At 62.9% G+C, this 16764-nt stretch carries 16 protein-coding genes and 1 pseudogene; 8 read left to right on the top strand and 9 right to left on the bottom strand.

Annotation, left to right across the window (positions count from 1 at the left end):
- Positions 1-7 precede the first annotated feature (7 nt).
- The gene (locus C4K27_RS08800; RefSeq protein WP_007931529.1) at positions 8-259 is read right to left on the bottom strand and encodes a hypothetical protein; all 252 of its coding nucleotides are present in this window, start codon (positions 257-259) and stop codon (positions 8-10) included.
- A gap of 158 nt (positions 260-417) precedes the next feature.
- Between C4K27_RS08800 and C4K27_RS08805 the strand changes: the two genes are divergently transcribed.
- From C4K27_RS08805 to C4K27_RS08820, 4 genes are all read left to right on the top strand, one after another.
- Positions 418-894 (top strand): PaaI family thioesterase, encoded by a 477-nt coding sequence (locus C4K27_RS08805; protein ID WP_053260157.1) that lies wholly within the window; start codon positions 418-420, stop codon positions 892-894.
- Complete coding sequence (locus tag C4K27_RS08810) at positions 891-1343, top strand: PaaI family thioesterase (RefSeq protein WP_053260158.1); 453 nt, start codon at positions 891-893, stop codon at positions 1341-1343. The genes C4K27_RS08805 and C4K27_RS08810 overlap by 4 nt, the downstream gene beginning before the upstream one ends.
- A gap of 88 nt (positions 1344-1431) precedes the next feature.
- Positions 1432-3336 (top strand): molecular chaperone HtpG, encoded by a 1905-nt coding sequence (htpG, locus tag C4K27_RS08815; RefSeq protein ID WP_053260599.1) that lies wholly within the window; start codon positions 1432-1434, stop codon positions 3334-3336.
- A gap of 67 nt (positions 3337-3403) precedes the next feature.
- Positions 3404-4132, top strand: a complete 729-nt coding sequence (locus tag C4K27_RS08820) for a dienelactone hydrolase family protein (protein ID WP_053260159.1) — start codon at positions 3404-3406, stop codon at positions 4130-4132.
- Between the two features lie 94 nt (positions 4133-4226).
- On the opposite strand, the gene C4K27_RS08825 is transcribed toward C4K27_RS08820, so the two are convergent.
- The 4 genes from C4K27_RS08825 to C4K27_RS08840 all read right to left on the bottom strand — a co-directional run bounded on the left by C4K27_RS08825 (position 4227) and on the right by C4K27_RS08840 (position 8353).
- On the bottom strand, positions 4227-5405 hold the full coding sequence (locus C4K27_RS08825) for a trans-sulfuration enzyme family protein (protein ID WP_053260160.1): 1179 nt from the start codon (positions 5403-5405) through the stop codon (positions 4227-4229).
- Positions 5402-6778 carry a pyridoxal-phosphate dependent enzyme gene (locus tag C4K27_RS08830; protein ID WP_053260600.1) on the bottom strand — a complete coding sequence of 459 codons (1377 nt, stop codon included), beginning with the start codon at positions 6776-6778 and terminating at the stop codon, positions 5402-5404. The genes C4K27_RS08825 and C4K27_RS08830 overlap by 4 nt, the downstream gene beginning before the upstream one ends.
- 208 nt (positions 6779-6986) lie before the next feature.
- Positions 6987-7874 carry a pirin family protein gene (locus tag C4K27_RS08835; protein WP_053260161.1) on the bottom strand — a complete coding sequence of 296 codons (888 nt, stop codon included), beginning with the start codon at positions 7872-7874 and terminating at the stop codon, positions 6987-6989.
- 62 nt (positions 7875-7936) lie between these two features.
- Positions 7937-8353 (bottom strand): OsmC family protein, encoded by a 417-nt coding sequence (locus C4K27_RS08840; RefSeq protein WP_007931549.1) that lies wholly within the window; start codon positions 8351-8353, stop codon positions 7937-7939.
- 148 nt (positions 8354-8501) lie between these two features.
- On the opposite strand from C4K27_RS08840, the gene C4K27_RS08845 reads away from it, so the two are divergent.
- The 4 genes and pseudogenes from C4K27_RS08845 to C4K27_RS31710 all read left to right on the top strand — a co-directional run bounded on the left by C4K27_RS08845 (position 8502) and on the right by C4K27_RS31710 (position 11855).
- Positions 8502-9503 (top strand): amidohydrolase family protein, encoded by a 1002-nt coding sequence (locus C4K27_RS08845; RefSeq protein ID WP_053260162.1) that lies wholly within the window; start codon positions 8502-8504, stop codon positions 9501-9503.
- A gap of 112 nt (positions 9504-9615) precedes the next feature.
- Positions 9616-10092: a DUF3859 domain-containing protein gene (locus C4K27_RS08850; RefSeq protein ID WP_053260163.1), complete on the top strand. Its 477-nt coding sequence runs from the start codon at positions 9616-9618 to the stop codon at positions 10090-10092.
- A 137-nt stretch (positions 10093-10229) separates the two neighbouring features.
- A pseudogene (locus C4K27_RS31705) lies at positions 10230-11000 on the top strand (MCP four helix bundle domain-containing protein); the annotation flags it as partial.
- The gene (locus tag C4K27_RS31710) at positions 10992-11855 is read left to right on the top strand and encodes a methyl-accepting chemotaxis protein (protein ID WP_370686805.1); all 864 of its coding nucleotides are present in this window, start codon (positions 10992-10994) and stop codon (positions 11853-11855) included. The pseudogene C4K27_RS31705 and the gene C4K27_RS31710, both read left to right, overlap by 9 nt.
- An 84-nt stretch (positions 11856-11939) precedes the next feature.
- Here the strand turns inward: C4K27_RS31710 and fabB are convergent, their stop codons facing one another.
- The 4 genes from fabB to C4K27_RS08875 all read right to left on the bottom strand — a co-directional run bounded on the left by fabB (position 11940) and on the right by C4K27_RS08875 (position 16763).
- The gene (gene fabB / locus C4K27_RS08860; protein ID WP_053260165.1) at positions 11940-13160 is read right to left on the bottom strand and encodes a beta-ketoacyl-ACP synthase I; all 1221 of its coding nucleotides are present in this window, start codon (positions 13158-13160) and stop codon (positions 11940-11942) included.
- Positions 13161-13171: 11 nt separating this feature from the next.
- Complete coding sequence (fabA, locus tag C4K27_RS08865; protein ID WP_007931558.1) at positions 13172-13687, bottom strand: 3-hydroxyacyl-[acyl-carrier-protein] dehydratase FabA; 516 nt, start codon at positions 13685-13687, stop codon at positions 13172-13174.
- Positions 13688-13935: 248 nt separating this feature from the next.
- Entirely contained in the window at positions 13936-15837 is a 1902-nt protein-coding gene (locus tag C4K27_RS08870; protein ID WP_053260166.1) for an ATP-binding protein, read from the bottom strand.
- On the bottom strand, positions 15834-16763 hold the full coding sequence (locus C4K27_RS08875) for an ABC transporter substrate-binding protein (protein WP_053260167.1): 930 nt from the start codon (positions 16761-16763) through the stop codon (positions 15834-15836). The genes C4K27_RS08870 and C4K27_RS08875 overlap by 4 nt, the downstream gene beginning before the upstream one ends.
- Position 16764: the final 1 nt, after the last annotated feature.

Consider the following 16764-nt stretch of genomic DNA (forward strand, 5'->3'; position numbering starts at 1 on the left):
AACCGGATTAGTTGGTTTTAGGAGCGGCTTCCTTGGCAGCTTCTTCAGCCGCTGCTTTGCTCGATTCAACCTGATCTTTGGCTGCTTCGGCGTTTTCTTTTGCAGCTTCGTTCACTTTATCCTGAGCTTCATTCATTTTCTGTTGAGCTTGCTCAGCATGTTGGTTGGCATCTTGAGCTTTGTCCTCGGATTTTTTATCGCAGGCAGCGAGACCGAGGGAAGCGGTCAGCATCAGGGCAATAGCTAAAGTCTTACGCATGGGGTGTTTCTCCTTATTGAAGATATCTTCTGGCCTTTCGAGCATGGCTCTACAGGTTAAGTTCCTTGAAAGTTAAAGATATATAAAGTGCCAGCAATATGGAACTTTTACCTGCCGCGTTAACCGAGCGGTTTTGACACCAACTAGAGAGTTTCCTTATGGAGCAAAACCCTGTTTTTGAGCGTGCGACGCGGTTTTTGTCGGCGCTGCGCCATTGCCAGGTATTGGCCATGAGCGTGCACAGCGCCTCAAAAGACGGCATTACCCTGATGTTGCCTTACAGCCCGCAGATAGTCGGCAACCCCGAGACCGGAGTGATCCACGGTGGCGCGCTGACCTCGTTGATGGACACCGCCTGTGGCATGGCGACCTTGTGCGTCCTGCCGGAGTTCGAGGTCTGCCCGACCCTGGACCTGCGCATCGATTACATGCACCCTGCGCAGCCGGGCAAGAGCGTGTATGGCTTTGCCCAGTGCTACCGGGTGACCACCGATGTGATTTTCACCCGTGGTTTTGCCTATCAGGATGACCCCGAGCACCCTGTTGCCCATGTGGTGGGCACCTTCATGCGCATGGGCAAGGGCATCAAGGGCAGCAAAGGTTTTGCCGGCGCCATCAAGGGTGAGCAGCCATGAGCGATGATTTCCAGAAGCAAGTGCTGCATGCCCACCAGCAAGGCGATTACGCCGCGCTGCTGCAATTGATTCCCTACGCCAGACTGATTGGCATCGAGTGTTCGCGGCAGGGCGATGAGTTGCTGTTTCGCCTGCCCGCCAACCGCGACAATATCGGCAACCCGTTGCTGCCGGCCCTGCACGGTGGGGTGATCGCCGGATTCATGGAGCTGGCCGCGGCCCTGCATCTGCTGATTGGCACCGGCTCGCCGGGCGTGCCGAAGATCATCGACTTTTCCCTCGATTACCTGCGTGCCGGGCAATTTCGCGATACTTATGCCAAATGCCAGGTCTGCCGCCAGGGACGGCGGGTGGCGAATGTGGCCATCACCGCCTGGCAGAGCAGCGCGGAGGAGCCGATTGCCACCGCCCGCGCACATTTCAAGCTCGAAGAAAGTCCAGGGCCTTGAAATCTCAGGTATAGCCCCCAACTCTGTGGACATCCCGCCGTAAGCCCTTCGGGCGCGGCTTATGCCATCTGATTGGAGTTTGATGACCATGAGTGTGGAAACTCAAAAGGAAACCCTGGGCTTCCAGACCGAGGTAAAGCAACTGCTGCACCTCATGATCCATTCGCTGTATTCCAACAAGGAAATCTTCCTTCGCGAACTGATCTCGAACGCCTCTGACGCTGTCGACAAATTGCGCTTCGAAGCCCTGTCCAAGCCTGAGTTGCTGGAAGGTGGCGCGGAGCTGAAAATCCGTGTGAGCTTCGACAAGGACGCCAAGACCGTCACCCTCGAAGACAACGGCATCGGCATGAGCCGGGACGATGTGATCACCCACCTGGGGACCATCGCCAAGTCCGGCACCGCCGATTTCATGAAAAACCTCACCGGCGACCAGAAGAAGGATTCGCACCTGATCGGTCAGTTTGGCGTGGGCTTCTATTCCGCCTTCATCGTCGCCGACAAGGTCGATGTCTTCAGCCGCCGCGCCGGCCTTGACGCCAGCGAAGGCGTGCACTGGTCCTCCAAGGGCGAAGGCGAGTTCGAAGTCGCGACCATCGACAAGGCCGACCGCGGTACCCGCATCGTCCTGCACCTGAAGTCCGGCGAAGACGAGTTCGCCGACGGCTGGCGCCTGCGCAACATCATCAAGAAGTACTCCGACCATATCGCCCTGCCGATCGAGCTACCGAAAGAGGCCGCTGCCGCTGAGGGCGAGGAGAAGCCTGCGCAGGAATGGGAAACCGTCAACCGCGCCAGTGCCCTGTGGACCCGTCCGCGTACCGAAATCAAGGACGAGGAATACCAGGAGTTCTACAAGCACATCGCCCACGACTTCGAGAACCCGCTGAGCTGGAGCCACAACAAGGTCGAAGGCAAGCTGGAATACAGTTCGCTGTTGTACGTGCCGGCCCGTGCGCCATTCGACCTGTACCAGCGTGAAGCGCCGAAAGGCCTGAAGTTGTACGTGCAGCGCGTGTTCGTGATGGACCAGGCGGAATCCTTCCTGCCGCTGTACCTGCGCTTCATCAAGGGCGTAGTTGACTCCAACGACCTATCGCTGAACGTGTCGCGGGAAATCCTGCAGAAAGACCCGATCATCGACTCCATGAAGTCGGCGCTGACCAAGCGCGTGCTGGACATGCTGGAAAAACTGGCGAAGAACGAGCCTGAGCAATACAAGGGCTTCTGGAAAAACTTCGGCCAGGTGATGAAGGAAGGCCCGGCCGAAGACTTCGCCAACAAGGAAAAGATCGCCGGCCTGCTGCGCTTCGCCTCCACCCAGGGCGACGACGGCGAGCAGAATGTTTCCCTGGCCGAGTACCTGGCACGCGCCAAGGAAGGCCAGGACAAGATCTACTACCTCACCGGCGAAACCTACGCGCAGGTCAAGAACAGCCCGCACCTGGAAGTCTTCCGCAAGAAAGGCATCGAAGTGCTGCTGCTGACCGACCGCATCGACGAGTGGCTGATGAGCTACCTGAGCGACTTCGACGGCAAGGGTTTTGTCGACGTGGCGCGGGGTGACCTGGACCTGGGCAACCTGGACTCGGAAGAGGACAAGAAGGCCGCGGAAGAAGTCGCCAAGAGCAAGGAAGGCCTGGTGGAGCGGATCAAGACCGCCCTGGGCGATACCGTCAGCGAAGTGCGGGTTTCCCACCGCCTGACCGACTCCCCGGCGATCCTGGCGATCGGCGAGCAGGACCTGGGCCTGCAGATGCGCCAGATCCTCGAGGCCAGCGGGCAGAAGGTGCCGGATTCCAAGCCGATCTTCGAATTCAACCCGGCTCACCCGTTGATCGAGAAACTCGACGGCGAGCAGAGCGACGAGCGCTTCGGCGACCTGTCGCACATCCTCTTCGATCAGGCGGCCCTGGCTGCCGGCGACAGCTTGAAAGACCCGGCCGCCTATGTGCGCCGCCTGAACAAGCTGCTGGTTGAACTGTCGGTTTAACTGCGTTGTATAAAAACCCGCTTCGGCGGGTTTTTTCATTCCGGTGTTTTTGAATCAGGAGTCTGAAATGAGCCAAGTCACTGTTCGTTCCCTGGTCTACCAGATTGATGGTCAATCCTATGAAAGCCGCCTGGCGTTCGATGCCAGCCAGCAGGGCCCGCGTCCGGGGCTGTTGATGGCGCCGAACTGGATGGGTGTCGGCGCCGGTGCCGAGAAGATCGCCGAGGCGGTCGCCGCCAAGGGGTATGTGGTGTTGATCGCCGACCTGTACGGGCAACAGGTCCGCCCGAGCAACGGCGACGAGGCGGGTGCCGCCATGATGCCGCTGAAGAATGACCGGGCCTTGCTGCGCAAGCGCATGCAGGCGGCCTTCGAGGCGCTGCAGAGCCAGCAGGAAGCGGCGGTGGACAAGGCCCGGCTGGCCACCTTCGGCTTCTGCTTTGGCGGTTGCTGCTCCCTGGAGTTGGCGCGCAGTGGTGCGCCGCTGAAAGCCGCGGTGTCCTTCCACGGCAGCCTGGATACGCCGAACCCGGCCGACGCCCGGAACATCAAGGGTTCGGTGCTGGTGCTGCATGGCGCCTCCGACCCGCTGGTGCCGAAAGAGCAATTGCCGGCCTTCGAAGAGGAAATGAATGCCGCGGGGGTGGATTGGCAACTGCTGAGTTACGGCGGCGCGGTGCATTCCTTCACCGATCCGCACGCCAATGTACCGGGCAAGATGATGTACGACGCCAAGACCGCCCGTCGCGCCTTCACCTCGATGCACAACCTGCTGGATGAAGTGTTCAAGGGCTGAGCCCCGGGAACCACAAGCCCGCTTGGCGATGCAATGCGGCTCTCAGTGAGCCGCCTTGTGCGCCAGGCGGGCTTTTTTTGTGCCTGTCGGCCATTCAGATCCGCGTCAGTGCCTGGGCCAGGTCGGCGCGCAGGTCCTCCACATCCTCGACGCCCACGGACAAACGCACCAGCCCGTCGCCGATGCCGAGCTGCGCCCGGGTATCCGCGGGAATGCTGGCGTGGGTCATGATCGCCGGGTGCTCGATCAGGCTTTCCACCCCGCCCAGGCTCTCGGCCAGGGCAAAGATCCGCACGCTCTCGAGAAAACGCCTGGCGCCGGCGAGGTCGCAGTCCAGGTCGAGGGAAATCATCCCGCCGAAACCGTGCATCTGCCGCCGTGCCAGTGCGTGCTGCGGGTGGGACGGCAGGCCCGGGTAGTAGACCCGCGCCACCTGTGGCTGGCGTTCCAGCCATTGCGCCAGCTCCAGGGCGTTGCTGCAGTGGCGTTCCATGCGCAGCGCCAGGGTCTTCACCCCGCGCAGGGTGAGGAAGGCGTCGAACGGCCCGGCGATCGCTCCCACGGCGTTCTGCAGGAAGCCCAAACGTTCGGCCAGGTCGAGGTTCTGCCCGACCACCGCGATGCCGCCGATCACGTCGGAATGGCCGTTGAGGTACTTGGTCGTCGAGTGCAGCACGATATCGAAGCCCAGCTCCAGCGGACGCTGGATCCGCGGGCTGGCAAAGGTGTTGTCGGCGACGCAGATGATGCCCCGTGCCCGGCAGATGCGCGCGATGGCGGCGAGATCGGTGAGGCGCAGCAGGGGATTGCTCGGGGTCTCGACCATCACCATCCGCGTGTCGTCCTGCAGCGCCGCTTCGAAAGCCGACAGATCGGTCAGGTCGACGAAGCTGAAGCGATGGCCGGCGCTGCGTTGGCGCACCTTGTCGAAGAGACGGAACGTCCCGCCATACAAGTCATTGCCGGAAACGATATGCGCGCCTGCGTCGAGCAGTTCGAGCACGGTGGAAATCGTTGCCAGCCCGGAGGCGAAGGCGAAGGCCTGGGTGCCGCCCTCGAGGTCCGCCACGCAGCGTTCCAGGGCCCAGCGCGTGGGGTTGTGCGAGCGCCCGTAGTCGAGCCCCTTGTGCACCCCGGGGCTTTGCTGGGCATAGGTGGAGTTGGCGTAGATCGGCGGCATCAGCGCCCCGGTGGAAGGGTCCGGCGTTTGCCCGGCATGGATTACCCGGGTGGCGAAGGCGCGTGGCGCGCTGCTTTCATCCTGTTGGCTCATGGCAGTGATCTCCGTAAGTGGTTGAGCATGTCGACCCGGGTAATCAAGCCGTGGAAGCCCGAAGCGTCGGCGATGATCGCCACGAAGCCACGGTCGAGTTCCGCCTCCAGTTCGGCCAGGCTGGCGCCGGGAGGCAGGGTTTCCAGCTGATCGGTCATGGCGCTGGCCACGGTCTTGCGAAAGTGTGAAGCATCTTCGTGCACACCCAGCAGGATGTCCGACTCGTCGATCACCCCGACCAGCCGCTGCCCATCCACCAGCACCGGCAGTTGCGAGACGTCGGCCAGGCGCATGCGCTGGAAGGCGGTGAGCAGGGTATCGTCCGGCCCCACGCTGATTACCCGGCCGTCCTCGAAGCGCCGCGCGATCAGGTCGCGCAGGTCGCCGTAGCCTTTGCGTTGCAGCAGGCCCTGGTCGTTCATCCATTGGTCGTTGTAGATCTTCGACAGGTAGCGGGTGCCGGTGTCGCAGACGAAGCTGACCACCCGCTTCGGCTCAGTCTGCTCGCGGCAGTAGCGCAGAGCCGCGGCCAGCAGGGTACCGGTCGAAGAGCCGCCGAGAATACCCTCGGCGCGCAGCAACTGGCGGGCGTGCTCGAAACTTTCCTCGTCGCTGATGGAATAGGCCTTGCGCACGCTGGAAAGGTCGGCGATGGACGGAATGAAGTCTTCGCCGATGCCTTCCACCGCCCAGGAACCGGGCGTGCCGAGGGCGCCGCTGCGGCTGTATTCGGCCATCACCGAGCCGACCGGATCGGCCAGGACCATGGCCAGGTCCGGCTGCACCCGGCGGAAGAACCGGGTCAGGCCGGTCAGGGTGCCGGCCGAGCCGACGCCGACCACGATGGCGTCCACGTCATGCTGGGTCTGCGCCCAGATTTCCGGCGCGGTGCTGCATTCGTGGGCCAGCGGGTTGGCCGGGTTGTTGAACTGATCGGCGAAGAACGCGTTGGGAATCTCCTTGGTCAGTCGCGCGGCCATATCCTGGTAGTAGTCAGGGTGGCCCTTGCCGACATCGGAGCGGGTGATGTGCACTTCGGCGCCCATCGCCTTGAGGTGCAGGACTTTCTCGGTGGACATCTTGTCCGGCACCACCAGGACCACTCGATAACCCTTGGCGCGGCCGACCAGGGCCAGGCCGAGGCCGGTGTTGCCGGCGGTGGCTTCGACTATGGTGCCACCGGGTCGCAGGCGGCCATCACGCTCGGCGGCATCGATCATCGCCAGGCCGATGCGGTCCTTGATCGAGCCACCGGGGTTTTGCGATTCAAGCTTGAGAAACAGCGTACAGGGGCCGGTATCGAAACGGCTGACACGCACCAGCGGCGTGTTGCCGATCAGTTCGAGCACGGCGGGACGGGAGTCGTTCGGCATGTCGTCACCTCGCTGCGCAAAGCTGCGCTGGATGGGCGACCCACGGCGAATCATCGCGCGCCGGTCGCAGGCAATGCATCGCTTGGACCATAGGCCGGGATCCTGCTACCCGCAACCGCTCGCGCCGGCCGGTACCTGGTTGCGCAACCAGGCGGCGGGGGAAGCCTGGCCCGGCGCTTGACCTGTCCGGATCACCGAGCGCCCGGCGCTACAGGGGTGACGGCGAGCCTTTGCCCTTGGGCAGTTCGATTCTTTCGCTTTCCCCCGGCACCGTCGGCCAGTCGCCGGCGGCCCAGCGTTGGCGGGCTTCATCGATACGCGCCGGGTCGCTGGAGACGAAGTTCCAGTTGATCCGCCGTGGACCATCCAGCGGCGCGCCGCCGAACAGCACGGCATGGCAATCGCTGTCGGCGAACAGGGTGGGTGTGGTTCTGGCCGGCAGGATCACCAGCGAGTGCGGTTCGACGGGCTCGCCATCCAGCTGGGCGTCGCCTTCGAGCACGTACAGGGCGCGCTCTTCATGTTCGGCGGGGATCAGCAGGGTGGTCGCGGTCTGCAACTGTATTTCGGCATACAGGGTCGGGGAGAGCACTGGCACCGGCGATTCCAGGCAGAAACCACTGCCGGCGATCATGCGGATCTTGACCCCGAGATTATCGCTGACCGGCAAGGTCGCGGCCGGGTGATGGCTGTAGTGCCCAGGGCCTTGTTCATGGGCTTTGGGCGAAGCCAGCCAGACCTGCAGGCCGTGCATGCTGAAGTCGCTGTCGATCAGCGCCTGCGGGGTGCGCTCGACATGGGCGATGGCGCTACCGGCGGTCATCCAGCTGACATCCCCCGGGTTCACCACATGATCGGAACCGAGGCTGTCCTTGTGCTGGATCTGCCCCTGGAACAGGTAGGTCAGGGTCGACAGGCCGATATGCGGATGTTGGCGGATATTCATGCCCTTGCCCGCGGGGTAGCGGGTTTGCAGCATATGATCGAAAAACACGAAGGGCCCCACGCTGCGGCATTGGGCCGAGGGCAGCGGACGCAGGATGGGTTGGCCTTCGACGTCCTCGGCGCGAGGGCGAATCACGAGCGGTGTGTTCATGGTGCATTCCAGGCTGATCGGGTTATGCCCGGGAGCATAACCCGCTTGTGCGAGCCGTGGCGCTATTGGCTGAAGGCGCCTTCGGAGAGGTGGGTCTCGATGCTCACCTCGGCGGTGGTCATCAGCTTGTGCACCGGGCAGCGGTCGGCGACGCGATGCAGTTCTTCACGTTGGGCGTCGGTGAGCACGCCCTTGAGGGTCAGCTTGACGTGCAGCGCATATTTGCCTTTCTGCTCCTGGCTGTTGTCGTGCTTGACCTCGACCGTGACGCCGGTGAGCGGAATCTCTTTTTTCTGCGCATACAGCTTGAGGGTCAGGGCCTTGCAGGCACCCAGGGCGGCATCGAAAAAGTCGTGGGGTTCCGGCGCGGAGCCTTCGCCGCCCAGGGTCTTGGGCAGGTCGGCGAACAATTGATGGTCATCGATCTGGATGCTGTGGCGGAAACCTTCGCTGGACTCGGTGTTGACGGTGATAGTCATGGCGGACCTCGGGCAGTGGTGAGCAGTCGGAACAGACATTGAAAGGTGGTGCAGTTATAGAGCATTACGCTTGCCGTGCGTTCCCCTTTTTCTGAACCGTCACCTGCGGGGCAGGGTCTACCCAGCGTCAACCGACGGGAGCCCGCCCATGCACTGGATCTACCTGAGCACCTTGCTGTTACTGCTGCCGAGCGCCTGGGCCCAGGCCCGCGACTACGCCTACAGCGATGCTCACTTGCATTACGTCGACTTCTTCCAGGAGTCGGCAGGCATGGACAAGCTGCTCAAGGCCATGGCCGACAATCGCATCGAACATGTGATGATTTCCGGTATCCCGGTGGCCAAGAAATGGCATGAAGACGAACCCAAGCGGCCGCGCTACTACGCCGGCGACGACGCCGATGCCTACTGGTACAGCGCCACCGATGTGATTGTCGCTGCCGCGGTGAACCGCCTGACGCCCGAGCAGCGCCAGCATTTTCATCCGTTCCTCTCTGGCTTCAACCCCAACGACAAGAACTCCGACGCCCATATCCAGCGCATGCTCGACCTCAATCCGGGGCTATGGCAGGGCATCGGCGAAGTGTTCACCCGCCACGACGACCTGACCGCGCTGACCTCCGGCGATACACCGCGGGCCAATAACGAGGCGATGACGCGGATCTATCACCTGGCGGCGGAAAACGACCTGCCGGTGATGCTGCATTCCAACATCACCTCCAAGCGCGAGAAGAACCCGCTGTACCTGGCGGAAATCGAAGAGCCGCTGCGCAATCATCCCCACACGCGCTTTATCTGGGCCCACGCGGGCACCAGCATGGAGATCCACCGGCATCAGGTGCAGCTGGATTTTCTCCTGCCGACCCTGGCGCGGATGCTCGAGTCTTACCCCAACCTGTACATCGACCTGTCCTGGAGCGTGCTCAGGCCATATCTGCTGGATGAGCAGGGCGTGCCTCGGGCGCAGTGGCTGAAGCTGGTGGAGCGCTTTCCCGAGCGCTTCATGCTGGGTTCGGACGTTGTCGGGCGTTTCAACAAGCTGGGGCGGGAAATGCGCGGCTTCGATCCCTTCCTCGATGCCTTGCCGGAGGCCGTGGCGCGTAAGGTGGCTCGGGACAACTTCCTCGCCGTGCTGCCGCGCGCACGTTGATCCTGGGTGGCTCCGGTTCGTGGGCGTTGCCAAGGCGCTGGTGATGCAGGTTTGTCATCAGCCTGTCATGCCTGCGTCATAGGCTCGCGCCATCTCAATCAAGGAGCGCGATATGCACCTCACCCGTTTAAGCGCATTGGCGGCGCTGATGATGCTCAGTGGCCTGGGCTATTCCGAAGCCCGTGCCGAAGTCCGTGTCGAAGGCCCGGTGGAATATGGTGTGTTCGAGGGGCCGAAGGCCGCGTTGCAGTCGGGTGAGAGGGTGCTGCGGCGCAGCAACGAAAACATCGAGCAGACCGAGATCGTGCCCGCGCGGCTGGGCACCAAGTTCGGCCTGCGTTATCAGTTGGCCGGCAAGGTGGCCGAGGATGTGCCACTGACCCTGTTGTATTTCACGCCGGGCATCCGTACCCCGGATGGCCAGCGTCACGATAAGCTCGAAGTGACCCAGAAACTGGTGCCGGGCGCACCGCAGGACATCATGGCCTATGAGTTCACCGAGAGTCATGAGGTGATCCCCGGCGAGTGGCGTTTCATGGTATTCCAGGGCGACCGTTTGTTGGTCCAGCAGCGTTTTACCGTACGCTGAATCGTTTACGCCCAGGCATCGGAGTGCTTGGGCGTTTTGATATCACGTTTTCGTCTTAAGCAAATTTTCCGCGACCCGATACCTTCAAGAGCAGCCCGCTGTATGGCGAATGCAGCGCTTTTGGAAGGAACCGGAGAATGAGCATCAGGAGTCTCAACATTGCACCGCGCGCGGGCCTGGGCTTCGGCCTGCTGGCGTTGATGGTGTTCGGCCTGGGGGCGTTCGCCCTGCTGCAGATGTCGAACATGCGCGCGCAGTCCGACGAGGTCGACAATAACTGGCTACCCAGTGTGATGTCGGTGGGCGAAATGAATCAGGACCTGCTGCGGGTCCGGGCGCTGACCATGCGCTTGCTGATCAACCGCAGCCCCCAGGCCCTGGCGCAGAACGAAAGCAAACTCAATGAGATCAAGCGCGGCATGACGGTGGCCCAGGAGCGCTATAACGCGCTGATTGTGCTACCGGAAGAGCGTGTGCTGTTCGATCGCTACAAGGCCGCCGAGAAGCGCTACCTCGAGCATCAGAACCAGGTGATGGCGCTGTCGCAGCAGGGGCGGGTCGAGGATGCGGTTGCGGTGGTCAATGGCGAGATGAGCCAGCTGGCCGATGAGCTGGCGGGCACCCTCAATGAGCTGGTGGCCCTTAACCGGCACAACGCCAACCTGGCCACCGAGCTGGCCAGGGCGGTGTTCAGCAACGCCAAGGTCTGGGTGGTGGTGATGATCGTGGTGGCGGGCCTGATGACCATTGTCCTGGCCCTGTTGCTCACCCGCAGCATCGTGCTGCCGCTCGCGCAATCGTTGAACGTGGCCGAGGTGGTGGCCGGCGGCGACCTGACCGAGGACATTCGTATCAGCGGCAAGGATGAGCCGGCGCGCCTGCTGCAGGCGCTCAAGGCCATGCAGCACAGCCTGCGGGAGACCATCCGGCGTATTTCCGAGTCCTCTAGCCAGCTGGCTTCCGCTTCGGAGGAACTCAGTTGCGTGACCGAGGATGCCACCCGTGGCCTGCACCAGCAGAGCCAGGAAATCGAACAGGCGGCGACTGCGGTGAACCAGATGACCGCTGCGGTGGAGGAGGTGGCCAGCAATGCCGTGGCAACGTCCGAAGCCTCCCGCCAGTCCGACCTGATTGCCCAGCATGGGCGTGAGCAGGTGCGCCAGACGGTACAGTCCATCGAGTCCCTGGCCGACGACGTGACTGCCAACGCCTCCCAGGTCGAAGAGCTGGCGCAGAAGGTGTATGGCATCAGCAAGGTGCTGGATGTGATTCGTTCGGTGGCCGAACAGACCAATCTGCTGGCCCTGAATGCCGCCATCGAGGCGGCGCGGGCCGGGGATGCCGGTCGCGGGTTCGCGGTGGTGGCGGACGAGGTGCGGGCGCTGGCGCATCGCACCCAGCAATCGACCCAGGAGATCGAGCAGATGATCGGCGGCATTCAGCTGGGCACCGAGCAGGCTGTCAGCTCCATGCAGCAGAGCAACAGTCGGGCCCGCTCGACCCTGGAGCTGGCCAAGGCGGCGGGGGCGGCGCTGGAGGAAATCGCCGGAGCGATCACCCTGATCAACGAGCGCAACACGGTGATCGCCAGCGCCTCGGAGGAGCAGGCGGCGGTGGCCAGGGAGGTGGATCGCAACCTGATGAACATCCGCGACCTGGCCATGCAGACCTCGGCCGGGGCCAACCAGACCAGCGCCGCGAGCCAGGAGTTGTCACGGCTGGCGGTGGACCTGAACACCCTGGTGGCGCGTTTCTCGGTGTAAGTGCTTTTGCGCGGGGGAAAACAGTCGCCCAATAAAAAACGCCCCGAACCAGTCGGGGCGTTTTTCATGTGGCAAAGGCGGGGCTTACTTGCCCTGCCAGCGCTTCAGGACCAGGGTGGCGTTAGTGCCGCCGAAGCCGAAGCTGTTGCTCATCACGGTGTTGATGGTGGCGTCTTCGCGAGTCTTGGTCAGGATCGGCATGTCGGCCACTTCCGGATCCAGCTCGTCGATGTTGGCCGAACCTGCCATGAAGTTGCCTTCCATCATCAGCAGGCAGTAGATCGCTTCGTGAACGCCGGCGGCGCCCAGGGAGTGACCCGACAGGCTCTTGGTGGAGCTGATGGCTGGAGCCTTGTCGCCGAACACTTCACGCACGCCTTTCATTTCCGCGACGTCGCCGACCGGAGTCGAGGTGCCGTGGGTATTCAGGTAGTCGATCGGTGCGTCGACAGTGGACATGGCCATCTGCATGCAACGGATTGCACCTTCGCCGCTTGGCGCCACCATGTCGTAGCCGTCGGACGTCGCGCCGTAGCCAACGATTTCGGCGTAGATCTTCGCGCCACGGGCCAGAGCGTGTTCCAGCTCCTCGACCACCACCATGCCGCCACCGCCGGCGATGACGAAGCCGTCACGGTCGGCATCGTAGGCGCGGGAGGCTTGTTCCGGGGTGTCATTGCGTTTGCTGGACAGGGCGCCCATGGCGTCGAACAGGAACGACTGGCTCCAGTGTTCTTCTTCACCGCCGCCGGCGAACACGATGTCCTGTTTGCCCATCTGGATCTGTTCCATGGCGGTACCGATGCAGTGAGCACTGGTGGCGCAGGCGGAAGCGATGGAGTAGTTCAGGCCCTTGATCTTGAACGGAGTGGCCAGGCATGCGGAAACGGTGCTGCTCATGGTCCGCGTCACGCGGTATGGGCCGACGCGCTTGACGCCTTTCTCGCGCAGGATATCCAGCGCTTCCATCTGGTTCAGGGTAGAGGCGCCGCCGGAGCCGGCGATCAGGCCGGTACGCGGGTTGGAAATCTGCTCTTCGGTCAGGCCGGAGTCGGCGATGGCGTCTTTCATGGCCAGGTAGGCGTAAGCCGCCGCGTGGCCGACGAAGCGATAGATCTTGCGATCGATCAGCTCTTCGAGATTGAGGTCAATGGAGCCGGAAACCTGGCTACGCAGACCCATTTCGGCATATTCCGGGTTGAAGCGGATGCCAGGGCGACTTGCACGCAGGTTAGCGGAGACGGTCTCTTTGTCATTGCCCAGGCACGAAACGATGCCCAGACCAGTGATAACGACGCGGCGCATGCGGATAACCCTTAGAAGTTGTCAGTGGAGGTGAAAACGCCGACCCGGAGGCCTTCGGCGGTGTAGATTTCGCGGCCGTCGACGCTGACCGAACCATCGGCGATGGCCATGTTCAGCTTGCCCTTGAGGACGCGCTTGATATGAATGTTATAGGTGACTTTCTTGGCGGTCGGCAGCACCTGGCCAAAGAACTTCACTTCGCCCGAGCCCAGGGCGCGACCGCGGCCCGGCAGGCCTTGCCAGCCCAGGAAGAAACCGACCAGTTGCCACATGGCGTCAAGGCCCAGGCAGCCCGGCATCACCGGATCGCCTTCGAAGTGGCAGGCGAAGAACCACAGGTCAGGGGTGATATCCAGCTCGGCGACCAATTCACCTTTGCCGTACTTGCCGCCCTCTTGGCTGATATGAGTGATGCGATCCACCATCAGCATGTTCGGGGCGGGCAGTTGCGCGTTACCTGGGCCGAACAGCTCACCGCGACTGCAGCGCAGCAGATCTTCCCGAGTAAAGGCGTTTTGTTTGGTCATGCGAGCTCCTCAATAGTCCCATGCGGCAGGGTGGGGCAAATCTTCCCGGCCGATCGAAGCGTTCATGCCTCGAGCCGGCAGCCTACTCATAGACTATTGCGTTGTGGTGAAAGTCACAGCACAAGGGACATGAATGTACACTTGTGCACTGAAATTATTATACAGGCCCTGTGAGGGGCCTGTTCGGGTGCCTAAGACTGCCGCACTTTCGCCCGCCACGCCAGTCGCAGATGGTCGATAAGTGGCCGCTACTGCACCCAGCGTTGGAGAATTTGCTGCAGATCCGTGCGTTTGAACGGCTTGGCCAGGTAATCGTTCATTCCCGCCGACAAACACGCTTCGCGGTCGCCCTGCAAGGCGTTGGCGGTCAAGGCGATGATCGGCAGATCGGCGCATCCGGGCAGTTGGCGGATCTGCCGGGTGGCCTCGTAGCCGTCGATCAGCGGCAGCCGGCAATCCATCAGGATCGCCTCGAAGATCAGGCTCTCGGCGCTGCGAATGGCCTGGGCGCCATCGGTGGCGATGCTGACCGTGAAGCCCAGGCTGCGCAGCATGGCCTGGATCACGGTCTGGTTGACCGGGTTGTCTTCCACCAGCAGTACGTTGCGTCCTTCGCCATGGGCATGCCCGCTGTGCACCCGTGGCGCCAGCACCGGCAGGCTTTGCTGGTACAGCGCCAGCGGGATCTCCAGGGTGAACACCGAGCCGCGGCCTTCCTCGCTCTGGGCGCGCAGGGTGCCGCCCATGCGTTCGGCCAGGGTGCGGGCGATCGGCAGCCCCAGGCCGGTGCCGCCATAACGCCGGGAAATCGAACTGTCGGCCTGCTGGAAGGCGTTGAACATCAGTTCCAGGCTTTCGGTGCTGATGCCAATCCCGCTGTCGCGCACGCTGCAGGTGAACCACAGCAGCTCATGGTCCAGGGCCTGCCATTGCGGCTCGACGGTGACGCTGCCTTGCTCGGTGAACTTCAAGGCGTTGCCGATCAGGTTCACCAGGATCTGCCGGATGCGCGTCGGGTCGCCTTTGACCTGCAGCGACTCCATGCCGGGCGGCAGTCGCAGTTGCAGGTCCAGCCCGCGTTGCGCGGCGCTGTGCTGGAAGGCCTGGGCCGAACTGCTGATCAGTTCGGCGAGGTTGAACGGGATGTGCTCCAGCTCCAGGGCCGAGCGCTCGATGCGCGAGAAGTCGAGGATGTCGTTGATCACCTTGAGCAGGTGCTCGGTGGACTCGGAGGCCAGCGCCGCGTATTCGTGCTGTTCATCGGTCATTTCGGTGGTTTCGAGCAGTTGCAGCATGCCCAGCACGCCGTTCATGGGCGTGCGCAGTTCATGGCTCATCATCGCCAGGAAATCCGACTTGGCGTTGTTGGCCCGCTCCGCTTCTTCGCGGGTCTGGATCAACTGGGCCATGGCCTGGTGCTGCTCGCGGCTGGCCTGCTCGAGGCCGGCGGCCAGGTTGTTGATATGCCGCGAAAGATCGCCCAGCTCGGCGTCGTCGACGATCGGCAGCGGAGTCTTGAAGTCACCCTGTTGAATGGCCTTGACCGCGGTGCCCATGGCGCTGATCGGCTGTGACAGGCTGGCCGCCAGGCGGCGGGCCAGGAGGAAGGTGAACAGCAGGGCGAACAGCGCGAGGATGCCGGCCTTGAACAGGATCTCCTGCTGGCGCTGGCTGAAGGCGTCGTTGGACATGCCGACGATCACCCGCCCCAGGTAATCCTCGCTCGGACTCACGCTGGCACTCGGGTCGTCCTGGAAAAAGTCGTTGCTGAGCTGGATGCGTTGCAGGCGCACCGGGGCCTGGAACACTTCGACCTGCTGTGAGCGGTTGTGGGTCTCCGAAGGCTGCTCGACGTACACCAGGATCTTGTTGCGGCTGTCCTGGACTTCGAGAAAACGCACGTGGGGCGTGGCCAGGGTGGCCTTGAGCAGGCTCTCGAGACCTTCGCTGTTGCCCGAGATCACCCCGTATTCGGTGGCCGGCGCCAGCTGGTTGGCGATCAACTGGCCGGTGTGGTTCAGCTCCTGGCGCAGATCCTGGATCCGTACGAAGGTAAAGAAGCTGATCAGCAGCAGGGTCAGCAGCAGCGCCGGGCCGAGGCAGATAATCTGGGTGCGGGTACTGATGTCCCAACGGCGACGGAAGGTCATGGGCGTTTTTCTCCTTCGGCCAGCTGGGTCGCCACCGATTGCTCGTCAATCGGTTCGACACCCAGGGAGCGTGCCACTTGCGGGTTGCTCAACACCTTGAACGGTTGTGGATACAGGGTACGCGGCCAGTGGGTCGTGGGCCGGTCCAGCAAATCGTCGAGCACCTGCAGCCAGTCTTCCTGGTCGCTGTAGGTGCTGGCCAGGCTGCCGGCCTTGACGAAGCCGGCATTGGGGCCGATCAGCGCCAGTTGCCGGGCATAGCTGCTCAATAACAGGTTCTTCGCGGTTTTCGGGTTGTACAGCTGCGGATCGTCCAGCCCCAGCAGGACGTCGCTGCTTTTCAGCAGGCTTTGCAGCGGACGGCTGTCATTGGTGTCGTCCCAGCGTTCGGCGACGATTTCCAGCCCCAGGGGATGGGCGGCCTGGTGCAGCTCCTTGAGCAGGAATTCGCTGTCGACGCCGTAGAGCACGCCGATCCGCCGGGCCTGGGGCAGAATCTTGCGGATCAGCCGCAATTGCCGAGCCAGCGGCGGGTCGCTCCATAACAGGCTCAGCCGGGGCGAAGACGTTGCCCCCAGGCGCTGCTGAGCCTGAATCCGGCCGATGCGCAACACCAGCGTGGCCGGGCCCTGGGCCTCCTGCTGGCGCCATTCGAGGCTGGCCGGGTCGAGCAGGATCAGCCGGGTGCCCGCTGGCAATTGACCGGGGGCAGGCAGGTTGGCCAGGGGCTCGAAGCGCACGTCGTCCTGTGGCCGCTGTTGCGCCAGTGCCTGGGCAAAGGCCTGCACGCCGGCGCTGTCTTCGGCGCCGGTCAGCAACACCTGTGCCGCCCATGCGGGGAGTGCACCCCAGAGGCAACAGAACAGCAGCAGGCGAACCCGGAATCGGTTCAAGGCAGGCGTCATCCCTGACTGACGGTGGCTCATG

This window comes from Pseudomonas chlororaphis subsp. chlororaphis (assembly GCF_003945765.1).
Taxonomy (GTDB): Bacteria; Pseudomonadota; Gammaproteobacteria; order Pseudomonadales; family Pseudomonadaceae; genus Aquipseudomonas; species Aquipseudomonas chlororaphis.